The 12,338-nt window shown below is 72.0% G+C and carries 11 protein-coding genes; 6 read left to right on the forward strand and 5 right to left on the reverse strand.

Annotated features, from left to right (window positions below):
- The first annotated feature begins 137 nt into the window (after positions 1 to 137).
- From ACFXAE_RS06325 to ACFXAE_RS06335, 3 genes are read left to right on the forward strand one after another with little or no spacing between them, the layout of a single operon-like run.
- Positions 138 to 1,076 carry a carbohydrate ABC transporter permease gene (locus tag ACFXAE_RS06325; RefSeq protein WP_384708817.1) on the forward strand — a complete coding sequence of 313 codons (939 nt, stop codon included), beginning with the start codon at positions 138 to 140 and terminating at the stop codon, positions 1,074 to 1,076.
- Positions 1,073 to 1,906, forward strand: coding sequence for a carbohydrate ABC transporter permease (locus ACFXAE_RS06330; RefSeq protein WP_384708820.1), 834 nt, complete (start codon positions 1,073 to 1,075; stop codon positions 1,904 to 1,906). The genes ACFXAE_RS06325 and ACFXAE_RS06330 overlap by 4 nt, the downstream gene beginning before the upstream one ends.
- Complete coding sequence (locus ACFXAE_RS06335) at positions 1,906 to 3,186, forward strand: ABC transporter substrate-binding protein (protein ID WP_384708823.1); 1,281 nt, start codon at positions 1,906 to 1,908, stop codon at positions 3,184 to 3,186. Before ACFXAE_RS06330 ends, ACFXAE_RS06335 begins: the two co-directional genes overlap by 1 nt.
- Positions 3,187 to 3,416: 230 nt before the next feature.
- Here the strand turns inward: ACFXAE_RS06335 and ACFXAE_RS06340 are convergent, their stop codons facing one another.
- Positions 3,417 to 4,265 (reverse strand): LysR family transcriptional regulator, encoded by an 849-nt coding sequence (locus ACFXAE_RS06340; RefSeq protein ID WP_384708826.1) that lies wholly within the window; start codon positions 4,263 to 4,265, stop codon positions 3,417 to 3,419.
- A gap of 148 nt (positions 4,266 to 4,413) precedes the next feature.
- Between ACFXAE_RS06340 and ACFXAE_RS06345 the strand changes: the two genes are divergently transcribed.
- A complete protein-coding gene (locus tag ACFXAE_RS06345) occupies positions 4,414 to 5,151 on the forward strand; it encodes an NADPH-dependent F420 reductase (protein WP_384708828.1) in 738 nt (245 codons plus the stop codon).
- A 346-nt stretch (positions 5,152 to 5,497) separates the two neighbouring features.
- A complete protein-coding gene (mgt, locus tag ACFXAE_RS06350; RefSeq protein WP_384708831.1) occupies positions 5,498 to 6,694 on the forward strand; it encodes a macrolide-inactivating glycosyltransferase in 1,197 nt (398 codons plus the stop codon).
- A gap of 146 nt (positions 6,695 to 6,840) precedes the next feature.
- Here mgt and ACFXAE_RS06355 read toward each other — a convergent pair whose 3' ends face one another.
- Positions 6,841 to 9,090 carry an MMPL family transporter gene (locus ACFXAE_RS06355; protein WP_384708834.1) on the reverse strand — a complete coding sequence of 750 codons (2,250 nt, stop codon included), beginning with the start codon at positions 9,088 to 9,090 and terminating at the stop codon, positions 6,841 to 6,843.
- A 270-nt stretch (positions 9,091 to 9,360) separates the two neighbouring features.
- Between ACFXAE_RS06355 and ACFXAE_RS06360 the strand changes: the two genes are divergently transcribed.
- On the forward strand, positions 9,361 to 9,912 hold the full coding sequence (locus ACFXAE_RS06360; protein ID WP_384708837.1) for a DUF1697 domain-containing protein: 552 nt from the start codon (positions 9,361 to 9,363) through the stop codon (positions 9,910 to 9,912).
- A 2-nt stretch (positions 9,913 to 9,914) separates the two neighbouring features.
- On the opposite strand, the gene ACFXAE_RS06365 is transcribed toward ACFXAE_RS06360, so the two are convergent.
- Genes ACFXAE_RS06365 through ACFXAE_RS06375 form a run of 3 tightly spaced genes read right to left on the reverse strand, consistent with a single transcriptional unit; the run spans position 9,915 to position 12,332 of the window.
- Entirely contained in the window at positions 9,915 to 10,652 is a 738-nt protein-coding gene (locus ACFXAE_RS06365; protein ID WP_384708840.1) for a sirohydrochlorin chelatase, read from the reverse strand.
- A gap of 8 nt (positions 10,653 to 10,660) precedes the next feature.
- The gene (locus ACFXAE_RS06370; protein ID WP_217134612.1) at positions 10,661 to 11,557 is read right to left on the reverse strand and encodes an ABC transporter permease; all 897 of its coding nucleotides are present in this window, start codon (positions 11,555 to 11,557) and stop codon (positions 10,661 to 10,663) included.
- Entirely contained in the window at positions 11,544 to 12,332 is a 789-nt protein-coding gene (locus ACFXAE_RS06375; protein WP_384708844.1) for an ABC transporter ATP-binding protein, read from the reverse strand. Before ACFXAE_RS06375 ends, ACFXAE_RS06370 begins: the two co-directional genes overlap by 14 nt.
- Positions 12,333 to 12,338: the final 6 nt, after the last annotated feature.

Here is a 12,338-nt window from a genome sequence, read left to right on the forward strand (position 1 = left end):
CGACCGCCGGTATCCGGCCATCCGTCGGCCAGTGTCGCATTCACACAGGTCGGGCGGTGTGCGTGGCCCCTTGACGGGGGCGAGCGCCTTCACGACCATGGCCGGGCCCACCCGCGCCGCGCAAAGGGGCTGATCTCGTGACGTCAGTGACCGAGGTGAGGAGACCGGTACCCCGCGCGCCCGACCCGGGCCGCAGAGCCGGGCGGGCCGTCGACCACGGCCCCTGGTTCCTGGTGCTGCCCGCCCTGATCCCGATCCTGGTCCTCAGCGTCGGCCCGCTGCTCTACGGCATCCTGCTGGCCTTCACCGACGCCCAGTCCGGCCGCACCGAGCCCACCCGGTGGATCGGCACCCTCAACTTCCGGGACCTGCTGCACGACACGCTGTTCTGGGAGTCCTTCCGGATCGGTCTGGTGTGGGCGGTCGGGGTGACGGTGCCGCAGTTCCTGCTGGCACTCGGCCTCGCCCTGCTGCTCCACCAGGACCTGAGACTGCGCTGGGCGGCTCGGGCTCTGGCGATCATTCCCTGGGCGATGCCCGAGGTGGTGGTCGGCATCATGTGGCGGATCGTCTACAACCCCGACGCCGGCATCCTCAACGAGACACTGCGCGACCTCGGCCTGGGCGACGGCCGGGACTGGCTCAGCGGGCTCGCCACCGCCCTGCCCGCGGTGATCGTCGTGGGCGTGTGGGCCGGAATGCCCCAGACCACGGTCGCGCTGCTCGCCGGGCTCCAGAACACCCCGCGCGAGCTGCACGAGGCGGCGGCGGTCGACGGCGCCGGCGCCTGGCGCCGCTTTTGCACGGTGACCTGGCCCGCCATCCGCCCCGTCGCCCTCGCCATCACGGCGCTCAACCTGATCTGGAACTTCAACTCCTTCGCCCTGGTCTATGTGCTGACCAACGGCGGCCCCGGCGGACGCACCCGGCTGCCCATGCTCTTCGCCTACGAAGAGGCTTTCCGCTACGGACAGTTCGGCTACGCGGCGGCGATGGGCTGCGTCATGGTCGCCGCGGTCTCGATCGCGCTGGCCGTCTTCCTCGCCGGCCGGCTCCGGGGAGGTGACCGGGCATGAGGACCTCCACCGGCGCCCGCGTCGGCCAGTACGCCGCGCTGCTCGCGTATCTCGTCTTCCTCGCCTTTCCGTTCCTCTGGCTGGTCTCGACGGCGTTCAAGCCGCCGACGGAGCTGGCCGGTCTGCACCCGACCTGGATCCCCGAGGACCCCACCCTCGCCAACTTCCGTCAGGCCTTCGACGAACAGCCACTGCTGCGGGCCGCCCTCAACTCCCTGCTCGCCGCGCTCGCGGCGGCCGTCGTCGCCGTCGTCGTCGCCACCCCGATGGCGTATGTGATGGCCCGTCACCGCACCGCCCTTGCCCGGGCCGCCACCGGCTGGGTGGTGGTCAGCCAGGCGTTCCCGTTCGTGCTGCTGATCATCCCGCTCTTCCTGGTGCTGAAGAACCTGCGGCTGATCGACTCCGTGCCCGGTCTGGTGCTGGTCTACGTGGTCTGGGCACTGCCCTTCGCCCTGTGGATGCTCACCGGATACGTCCGTGCCGTGCCGGCCGAGCTGGAGGAGGCGGCGGCCGTCGACGGGGCCGGGCGGCTGCGGATCCTGGTGTCGGTCACCGCCCCGCTCCTCACGCCGGGGATCGTCGCGACCGCGCTGTTCGCCTTCGTCACCGCGTGGAACGAGTTCTTCTTCGCCCTCGTCCTGCTCAAGACCCCGGAGAAACAGACCCTGCCGGTCGTCCTCACCCACTTCATCGGCGCCGAGGGAGTCGCCGACCTCGGCCCGCTGGCGGCTGCCGCGTTCCTCGCGACGCTGCCCTCCCTGGTCGTCTTCGCGATCATCCAGCGGCGGATCACGGGCGGCATGCTCGCCGGGGCGGTGAAGAGCTGATGCGGACCAGAATCCTCGTGACGGTACTCGCCGTCGCCCTGCTCCTGGCGGGCTGCTCCTCCGGCGGCACCCGCGACGACGGCCGGATCACCCTGCGCTTCCAGTCCCTGGCCTGGCAGCAGGAGTCGGTCGAGGCCAACAGGGAACTGGTCGAGGAGTGGAACGCGGCCCACCCGGACGTCCGGGTGGAGTACGTCCAGGGCAGCTGGGACAGCGTCCACGACCAGCTCCTCACCTCCTTCGAGGGCGGCGAGGCACCCGACATCATCCACGACGCCTCCGACGACCTCGCCGACTTCGCCTACGGCGGTTACCTGGCCGACCTGACGGACCTGCTGCCCGAGCGGCTGAAGTCCGAAATCCCGCCCCGCAGTTGGGAGACCGTCACCTTCGGCGACGGCGTCTACGGCGTCCCCTTCCTCCAGGAACCGCGCGTGCTCATCGCCAACGCCACCTGGCTGGAGAAGTCCGGCGTCCGTGTCCCGACCCCCGAACACCCCTGGAGCTGGGCCGAGTTCCGTCGCATCACGAAGCGGCTCGGCGGCGACGGGAAGTACGGCGTGGCCTGGCCGCTCAAGGAGCCCGTGTCCGCCACGCTCAACCTCTCCCTCTCCGCCGGCGGACGGCTGTTCCACCGGGGCGGCGACGGCAAGGTGACCGTGCGGTTCGAGGAGGGCGACGAGGTCGTCCCGCGCACCGTCCACGAGCAGGTGAACACCGACCGCAGCGCCTCGCCCACCACGCTCGGCAGCGGCGGCTCCGACACCCTGCCCGGCTTCTTCGCCGGCACGTACGCGATGGTGCCGCTCGGGTTCTCCTACCGCCAGCAGATCGTCCAGCAGGCGCCGAAGGGCTTCGAGTGGCGGGTGCTGCCCGCCCCGGCCGGTGCCGGCGGGCTCACCCAGGGCGTCAGCCCGCAGACGCTCTCCGTGGCCGAGGACTGCCCGCACAAGAAGGAGGCCGCGGCCTTCCTCGACTTCCTGCTCCAGCCGCGGAACATGGTCCGCCTCGCCCTCGGTGACTGGATGCTCCCCACCGGCCGCCAGGCCCTCGCCGACCCCGCCCTGCACACCGCCGAACACGGCTGGGCCACCGGCACCGCACTGGCGGCCCGGCTGCGCCCGGCGCCCGCACAGACCGTACGGGGCTACCCGGAGTGGAAGGACAAGGTCGCCACCCCGGCGCTCCAGGAGTACTACAGCGGCGCGATCGGCCTCGACGAACTGCGCGAACGGCTGGAGGAGGACGGCAACCTGGTCCTGGCCCGCTACCAGCGCTGAGCGCGGCCGTCCGGACAACCGCTGCGCGCCGCCGGCGTCGGGATCCCGGTCGGTGTCGTCCCCAAGGCTCTCGCGGAAGCCGGGGACGGGTAGGCCGAGCGGCCGCGGCCGCGGGCCCCGGCCGGCCGACGTCGTCGGCCGAGTCCGGTGGAACAAGCTCGGCGTATTGCCGTCGGCGCGGGGCGGGACACGGTGTTCCTTCCCGGGAAACACTTGCCCGAGGCGGGAGTTCAATCCGCGAACGCGGCCACGTACGACGCCACGCACGGCTTCGGGGTGGCCAGTGAGGTGACCACGTGGCCGTCGACGGTCACCGGCGGGTCGAGCGGCATCCGGAGCAACCGCTCGGAGCGGGACCCGTCGAGCTGTTCGGCCGGCATCAGCGTCCAGCCCTCGGTGTCCCGGCCCACTTCGAACAGCACGCTGAGCATGTCCCCGGCAGGCGGCCGCAGCGGGGCCACGGGCAGGGCGGCGAGGATCGCGTCATGCATCGGCGGGTCACTGTCGCGGGCGGGGAGCCGCAGACCGTACGGATCGAGGTCGTGCAGGCCGACCGAGGGCCTGCGGGCGGCGGGGTGTTCACGCGCGAGCACTGCGTGCAGCGGCTCGGACCAGGCGCGCACCACCCTCACCGCCGCGGAGGTGAGCGTGCCCCGCACCAGCGCCAGGTCCAGTTCGCCGTTTCGGACGGCGTCGAGCCGCGCGGTCACCGGCAGGTCGACCAGTTTCGGCTCGGCGGGGCGTTCGCCGTCGCCCAGACGGCTCACCGCCCGGTCGAGCCGTCCGGTGACGCAGGACGCCACCCCGATCCGCAGGACGGCCGCCGGTTCTCCGGCGACCACCCGCACCCGGGCCGCCGCGGCGAGGGTCTCGCGGGCCGCGGCGAGCACTCGTCCGCCGGCCGGGGTGAGCCGTACCCGGCGTGAGGTGCGGTCGAGCAGGCGCACGCCGAGCTCCCGTTCGAGCCGGGCGATCTGCTGGCTCACCGCCGGCTGCACGATGCCCAGCCGTCGCGCCGCGCGCCCGAAGTGCAGCTCCTCGGCGACGGTCACGAAGTACTGCAGCGCTCTCAGTTCCATCTGCCCGATCTATCACGCGAGGTGATCGCTGCCGAGCGTTTCTGGTCATTGTTCGCGCAGGTGACTCCGGCTGTGATGGGTACGAGCCCGCCGGAGCGGTCCTACCCGCTGGATGCCGCGACGCGGGGAAACACGAACGGAGAACAGAGTGAGTACGACAACCCTCGGCGTCATCGGCACCGGCATGGTCGGCCTCGGGACCGCCCGCCGCGCCGTCGACGCCGGCCTGAACGTCGTCCTGAGCAACTCACGCGGCCCCGGGACGCTGGCCGGCCTCGTCGCGGAGCTCGGCGAGCGGGCCCGCGCGGCCACCCCGGCCGAAGCGGCGAACGCCGGTGATCTGGTCATCGCGGCCGTGCCGCTGGCCGCCCACGAGCAGCTGCCCCGGGCGGAGCTCGCCGGCAAGACCGTGATCGACCCGATGAACTACGCGCCGCATTCCGACTTCGAGATGCCGGAACTCGACAGCAACGAGCTGACCTCCAGCGAACTGGTACAGCGCCACCTCGCGGACGCCCGGGTGGTGAAGGCACTGCACAACATCGGCCCCAAGCAGCTGATGGAGCTGTTCCGCCCGGCCGGAGCCCCCGACCGCACCGCGCTGCCGCTTTCCGGCGACGACCCGGACGCCAAGAAGGAGGTGGCCGACCTGCTGGACGTCCTCGGCTTCGACGCGGTGGACCTCGGCGCACTGGCCGACAGCTGGCGCAGCGAACCCAACACCCCGTTGTACGCCCTCCCGTACGTGGGACAGCCGCCGTCCGGCCTCACCGTCAGGGAATTCGTGGCCTGGGTCCAGCAGGCGTCCGGTGTGCCCGTACCCGCCGCCCGGGTCGAGGAGCTCGCCGCCGCCGCGGTGCGGGGGCCCGCGGGTTTCCGGATGTAGGAGGGGGCGATCCGCCCCGAGGGTACGGCCGAGCGTCCGCTCACCGTCACCGCGCCTGACGTCCGGGCGCTGCGGCACGGGGAACCCCGGGACCTCGCCCCGGGGACCTTGCGGGCCCCGGCCTCGGCGGGGCGGGCGGTGAGGGACACCGCGCCGCGGATGACGCCCCGGCCGGTGGGCCGGCGGGCGGTCTTCGAGCGGCGCACGGTCCTGGCCGACCGCGGCCGCCGGGTGGGGCTGCGGTCGGTCGCCCGGCGCCGGCGAGGTGGCCGCGGCTGCACGTGGAGCCGACGACAGGAGATCAAAGAGGTTGCACGAGACGTATCGTCTCGTCTACTGTCGGCGCATGACCGGTCCCGCACACATCGCCATGTTCTCCATCGCCGCCCACGGGCACGTGAACCCCAGCCTCGAGGTGATCCGCGAGCTCGTGGCGCGCGGCCACCGGGTCACGTACGCGATCCCGCCGCTGTTCGCCGAGAAGGTCGCCGAGACGGGCGCCGAACTCAAGCTGTGGAACAGCACGCTGCCCGGCCCCGACGACGACCCGGAGGCCTGGGGCACCACACTGCTCGACAACATGGAGCCGTTCCTCGATGACGCCGTCCAGGCACTCCCGCAGCTCATCGAGGCCCACGAGGGCGACACCCCCGACCTCGTCCTGCACGACATCACCTCCTACCCGGCCCGTGTGCTCGCCCACCGCTGGGGCGTGCCCGCCGTCTCCCTCTCGCCGAACCTCGTCGCCTGGGACGGGTACGAGCAGGAGGTCGCCGAGCCGATGTGGGAGGAGCCGAAGAAGACCGAGCGGGGGCAGGCGTACTACGCCCGCTTCCACGCCTGGCTGGAGGAGAACGGGATCACCATGCATCCCGACGACTTCGTGGGCCGCCCCGACCGCTCCATCGTGCTGATCCCCAAGGCCCTCCAGCCCCACGCCGACCGGGTCGACGAGCGGGTGCACTCCTTCGTCGGGGCCTGCCAGGGCGACCGGAGTACCGAGGGCGACTGGCAGCGGCCCGCCGGGGCCGAGAAGGTCGTGCTGGTGTCGCTCGGGTCGTCCTTCACCAAGCAGCCGGCCTTCTACCGGGAGTGCGTCGAGGCGTTCGCCCACCTGCCCGGCTGGCACCTGGTGCTCCAGGTCGGCAGGCACGTCGGCCCCGCCGAGCTGGGGGGCGTACCGGAGAACGTCGAGGTGCGGTCCTGGGTGCCGCAGCTCGCGATCCTCAGGCAGGCCGACCTGTTCGTCACCCATGCCGGGGCCGGCGGCAGCCAGGAGGGGCTGGCCACGGCCACGCCGATGATCGCCGTACCGCAGGCCGTGGACCAGTTCGGCAACGCGGACATGCTCCAGGGGCTCGGGGTGGCCCGGCACGTTCCGGCCGACGAGGCGAGGGCCGAGGTGCTGAGGGCGGCGGCCCTCGCCCTGGTCGACGACCCGGAGGTCGCCCGGCGGCTGAAGGGCGTCCAGGCCGAGATGGCGGAGGAGGGCGGCACTCGCCGGGCGGCCGACCTGATCGAGGCGGAGCTGCCCACACGCTGACGCGACTGCGGGCAGTCGTGCCGCTGGGGCGGCACGGGTGGGCGCAGCGGCACCCCGCCGGCGCCGGGCAGCGTGACCTCCGCCCCTGTCTGCAAAGAGGGCCCGGCGGAGAACCGCCGGGCCCGTCTCGCAGCGCGCCTACCGGATCACACCGGCACCCGCTCGCCCTCGTCGTCCCGCGACGCCGGCGGCGCCACCGCCTCCGGCGACTCGTCGTGGGTCAGGTCGGGCATCCGGTGCAGCCACTTCGGCAGGTACCAGTTGCGCTCGCCGAGCAGCGCCATCACCGCGGGCAGCAGCACTCCCCGGATGATCGTCGCGTCGATGAGCACCGCCGCCGCGAGGCCGACGCCCATCTGCTTCATGGACTGCATGGACAGCGTTCCGAAGATCCCGAACACGGCGACCATGATGATCGCGGCACTGGTGACCACACCGGCCGTGGTGACCACACCGTGCTGGACCGCGTCCCGCGTCGTACGGCCCCGCAGCCGGGCCTCGCGGATCCGGGAGACCACGAACACGTGGTAGTCCGTCGACAGGCCGAACAGGATCACGAAGAGGAACAGCGGCAGCCACGTGATGATCGCGCCGACGCCCTCCGCGCCCACCAGGGACGCGCCCCAGCCGTGCTGGAAGACCGCCACGAGGATGCCGTACGCGGCGCCCACCGACAGCAGGTTCAGCACGATCGAGGTGATCGCGACCGTCAGCGAGCGGAACGACAGCAGCATCACCAGGAAGGCGAAGACCACCACGAAGGCGAAGACCGGGACCACGGAGCCGACCAGCTGGTCGTTGAAGTCCTTGTTCCCGGCGACCTGCCCGGTGATCGGCGCCTCGACGCCGTCGACCTCACCGAGCGTGGCGGGCCGTACCTCGTCGCGCAGCATGTCCAGGCTCTCGCCCGCCTTGTCCTGGTCGGAGCCGCCCACCAGCGGGACGTAGACGAACGCGACGTTCTGCTGGTCGTGCAGCTTGATCTCGACCGGGCCGCGCGAGGCCCCCGAACTGATCGCCCGCTCACGGAACTCGGCGAGCGCGGACCGCACCTCGGGCGCGTTGATGTCGTCCGCCCTGACGACCACCTCGGCCGGCTCGGAGCCGCCGGGGAAGGCGTCGTTGACCCGGTTGTACGTCTGCACGATCGGCAGCGAGTCGCCGAACTCCTGGTCCAGCGTGAGGTTCTGCGTCTTCATCCCGACCGCCGGAGCGGCCACCGCCAGCAGCGCACCGGTCGCCACCACGACCGACAGCACCGGCTTGGCGAGCACCCGCTTCAGTACGGCCGACCAGAACCGGCTGTCACCACTGCCGCCGGTGCGCCGCCGGCGCAGGAACGGCAGACGGCCCTTCTCGACCCGCTCGCCCAGCAGCGAGAGGAGCGCGGGCAGGACGGTGACGGAACCGACCATGGCGACCGCCACGACCATCAGCGAGGCCAGGCCCATCGCCTCGAACTCGGCGAGCCCGGTGAACAGCATGCCCGCCATGGCCACACACACCGTGACACCGGAGACGACGATCGCGCGGCCGCTGGTCGCGGCGGCGATCCGCAGCGCGGCCTGGGCGTCCCGGCCGGCCGCCCGCTCCTCACGCTCGCGGCGCAGGTAGAACAGGCAGTAGTCGACGCCGACGGCCAGGCCGACCAGCAGCATCACCGAGTTCGCGGTCTCGCTCATCGGCTGCAGATGGCTGACCAGGCCCATCAGACCCATGGTCGCCATGATCGCGGTGATCGCCAGCGCCACCGGCAGCAGCGCCGCCACCAGCGCGCCGAACGCGATCAGCAGGATGCCGAGGGCCACCGGCACCGCGGAGTACTCGGCCTTCTTGAAGTCGTCGCCGAACGCGTCGTCGAACGTCTTCATCATGCTGGCGCCGCCGATCTCCTCGATCCGCAGCGACTCGTGGTCCTTCTGGACGTCCTCCACGGCGTTCAGCACCGGCTCGATCCGCTCACCGGCGGTGTCCGAGTCGCCGCGCACGTCGAACTGGACCAGCGCGCTGCGCCCGTCCTGCGAGATGGTGTCGCTCTCGTACGGCGAGGTGACGTCCGTGACCTCGCCGGTCTTCTCCACCGCCGTGACGACCGCGGTGACCGCCGACCTGAACTCGGCGTCCGTGGCCTTCGGACCGCCGTCCCCGGCCTGGATCAGCACGGTCTCACCGGCCGGCTCCTCGATGCCGGCGTCCTCGATGATGCGGGCGGCGGTACTGGTCTCTCCCTTGAGCTGATCGCTGTCGCCGACGTCGACCCGGCCCGCGGCCGAACCGAGACCCATCGCCAGCACGACGAACAGCACCCAGATGCCGACGGCCGCCCAGCGGTGCCGGGCGCTCCAGCCGCCGGCCCGTGCGGCGAGGCCCCGCACCCGTGATTGTCCGTTCCCCATGACGGGCTCGCTCCCTCGTGTTCGGCAGCGACCCCCTGCCGCCACCTGACCCTTTCGAAGGTAGGGGCCGGATAAGCCCGTCTCGTCGTGCTGTCCGGCGAAGCCGGGAAGCCCCGGGTCATCCGATCGGCGCCCGCCTCCTCCCCACTGGGGAGGACAGCGGCCCCCTACACGTACCCGGGCGTGTCGGGGCCGCTGATCAGGGTCCCGGTACGCCACCGCCGTCGGGCACACCCCCACGGGGTACGACGGCCGTCCTAGGGTGTGCGCATGGCGACGACGAGATACGCGGCACTGCTGCGCGGGATCAATGTGGGCGGCAGCAGGAAAGTCCCGATGGCCGACCTGCGCGCCCTCGTGGAGGGCCTCGGTCACGACGGGGTGCGCACCCACCTGCAGAGCGGCCAGGTGGTGTTCACCGCCGCGCACGGCGACGAGGAGTCACTGGCCGCAGAGCTGTCGGCGGCGGTCGAGCGGCACTTCGGCTTCGCCGTGGACGTGATCGTGCGCGACCACGCCTATCTGAAGGGGATCGTCGACGCCTGCCCGTTCCCGGCCGGCGAACTGGAGCCCAAGCAGCTCCACGTCACGTACTTCTCCGCACCCGTCACCCCCGAGCGCTTCGCCGGGATGGACCGAGAGGCGTATCTGCCCGAGGAGTTCCGCCTCGGCGACCGCGCCCTCTACCTGTACGCCCCGAACGGCCTGGGCCGCTCGAAACTCGCCGAGCACCTGGCCAGACCCCGTATCAACAAGGGCGTCGTCGCCACCGGCCGCAACTGGAACACGGTGCGCAAACTGGTGGAGCTCACCGAGGGCTGAGCTCAGGCGCCGACCGCCGCGAGCAGCGGCACCCGCGCCTCGTCGTACCGCTCCAGCAGCACCCGCGCCACCTCAGGCGCCGGGCCCAGCACGTCCGCGAGGACGTCCGCCCCGGCCGCGCCCCGGGCGATCCGGTCCGGGAGGAAGCCGGGGGCCAGGACGTACGGCGCGACGGCGACGCGTGCGCAGCCGAGGGCCCGCAGGTCCCGTACCGCCTGCTCGGTGCGGGGCAGGGACGCGGAGGCGAACGCAGGCCGCACGGCGCACCAACCGGTGTGCCGCCACTCCCGCGCGATTGCTGCGATCACTGCGATCGCCTCCGGGTCGGAGGACCCCGCCGAGGCCAGGACGACCCCGGTCGAGGACTTGTCGGCGGGCGTCAGGCCCGCCTCGTACAGCCGGCGCTCCAGTGCCGCCAGCAGCAGCGGGGACGGGCCCAGCACCTCGGCCTGGCGGATCCGCAGCCGCGGCGGGGCCTCGGCCAGCACCGCCGGGATGTCCGCCTTGGCGTGGAAGGCGCGGGTCAGCAGCAGCGGGAGGGCGACCACATCGCGCACGCCCTCCGCGTCCAGGGACTCCAGCACCCCCTTGACGGCAGGGATGTTGAAGTCCAGGAACCCGGTCTCCACCCGCAGCCCCGGCCGCAGCGACCGCACCCGCCGCACCAGTTCGTGCACGGTCGCGGCGTGCCGCGGATCGCGGCTGCCGTGGGCGACGACGAGAAGTACCGGACGGCGCATGGTGTCCCTCAGCCCTTCACCAGCAGACCGCGGCTGCGCAGCACCCACCGCTCCAGCGGACTGAAGATCAGCAGGTCGATGGCGATGCCGACGGTCAGGATCAGCAGGATGGCCTCGAAGACCATGGCCATGTCGCTGGCGTTGCGGCCGTTCTCCAGGAGCTGGCCGAGGCCCACGCCGAGGTCCGGGAACGACGCGATGATCTCCGCGGCCATCAGTGAACGCCAGGAGAACGCCCAGCCCTGCTTCAGTCCCGCCACATAGCCCGGCAGCGCGGCCGGCAGCACGATGTGCCAGGTGCCCTTCAGCCCCGTCGCGCCCAGCGTGCGCCCGGCGCGCAGGAACAGCGGGGGCACCTGGTCGACGCCGGAGACCAGGCCGTTGGCGATCGAGGGGACCGCGCCGAGCAGGATGACGGCGTACATCATCTGGTTGTTCAGACCCAGCCAGATCACCGCCGGCGGCACCCACGCCACCGACGGCAGCGACTGCAGACCGGACAGGATCGGCCCGATCGCGGCGCGCACGAACTTCACCCGCGCCACCAGCAGTCCCAGCGGGGTGCCGATCAGCAGCGCGAAGAAGAAGCCGAGCAGACCGCGCGAGACACTGGTCCAGATGTAGCCGAGGAGCTCGCCCTGGAGCCACGCCTCACGGAGGACGTCCCACACCGCGCCCGGCGAGGGCAGCTTGGTCGGATCGTCGACGATCTCGAAGGAGACCAGGGCCTGCCACACCGCCAGCACCAGCGCGACGGCGATGACCGGAGGCAGGATCTTCTCCACGAAGGTCTGCCGCAGCGGCTTGCGTCCGGTCTGCACCGTCTCCAGTGCGTCGAGCCCCGCCTCCAGACCGGCGAGGTCGCCCCCGTCCTTGTCCTTCGCGGTCGTCTCAGTGCTGGCCATGACGGCGGATCTCCCCACGGAGTTCTTCGGTGATCTCGACGGACAGTTCCGCCACGGCGGTGTCCTCGATACGGCGCGGATGCGGAATGCCCACCGTCCACTCGCGGGCGATCCGGCCCGGACGGGACGACAGCAGCACCACCCGCTGCGCGAGCCGGACGGCCTCGCGCACGTTGTGCGTGACGAACAGCACGGACAGCCGGGTCTCGCGCCAGATGCGGGTCAGCTCGTCGTGCAGCACGTCCCGGGTGATGGCGTCCAGCGCCGCGAACGGCTCGTCCATCAGCAGCAGCCGGCTGTCCTGGGCGATCGCCCGGGCCAGCGCCACGCGCTGCCGCATACCGCCGGACAGCTCGTGCACCCGCTTGCCGTACGCGCCCTTCAGCCGGACGAGCTCCAGCAGTTCCTCGGCCCGCTCGCGGCGCTCGTTCTTCTGAACTCCCCGCAGTTTCAGGGCGAGTTCGATGTTCTTGCCCGCGGTCAGCCACGGGAAGAGGGCGTGTTCCTGGAACATCAGGGCCGGCCGCCCGTCCGTGCTGATCGTGCCGGCCGTGGGGCGGTCGAGCCCCGCGACCAGGTTGAGCAGCGTGGACTTGCCGCAGCCCGAGGCACCCAGGAGGGTGACGAACTCACCGGGCGCGACATCGAGGGTGATGTCGTCCAGCACGAGCTGCTGTCCGGCGGGGCCCGCGAACGACTTCGAAACATGCTCGATCCGGGCGGCGTGCGTGGCCGCCCCGGTGCCGTCGGCGGCCTTGGCGAGGGTCGTGGCCATGGTCGT

It is taken from the genome of Streptomyces sp. NPDC059454 (assembly GCF_042749965.1).
GTDB lineage: Bacteria > Actinomycetota > Actinomycetes > Streptomycetales > Streptomycetaceae > Streptomyces.

Excerpts from the sequence above, each read along its gene's own strand:
- ACFXAE_RS06365 (WP_384708840.1), bottom strand. The coding sequence starts at position 10,652 with ATGCGCCGTCCGGTACTTCTCGTCGTCGCCCACGGCAGCCGCGATCCG.
- ACFXAE_RS06370 (WP_217134612.1), bottom strand. The coding sequence starts at position 11,557 with ATGGCCAGCACTGAGACGACCGCGAAGGACAAGGACGGGGGCGACCTC.
- ACFXAE_RS06360 (WP_384708837.1), top strand. The coding sequence starts at position 9,361 with ATGGCGACGACGAGATACGCGGCACTGCTGCGCGGGATCAATGTGGGC.
- ACFXAE_RS06330 (WP_384708820.1), top strand. The coding sequence starts at position 1,073 with ATGAGGACCTCCACCGGCGCCCGCGTCGGCCAGTACGCCGCGCTGCTC.
- ACFXAE_RS06355 (WP_384708834.1), bottom strand. The coding sequence starts at position 9,090 with ATGGGGAACGGACAATCACGGGTGCGGGGCCTCGCCGCACGGGCCGGC.
- ACFXAE_RS06335 (WP_384708823.1), top strand. The coding sequence starts at position 1,906 with ATGCGGACCAGAATCCTCGTGACGGTACTCGCCGTCGCCCTGCTCCTG.
- mgt (WP_384708831.1), top strand. The coding sequence starts at position 5,498 with ATGACCGGTCCCGCACACATCGCCATGTTCTCCATCGCCGCCCACGGG.
- ACFXAE_RS06375 (WP_384708844.1), bottom strand. The coding sequence starts at position 12,332 with ATGGCCACGACCCTCGCCAAGGCCGCCGACGGCACCGGGGCGGCCACG.
- ACFXAE_RS06340 (WP_384708826.1), bottom strand. The coding sequence starts at position 4,265 with ATGGAACTGAGAGCGCTGCAGTACTTCGTGACCGTCGCCGAGGAGCTG.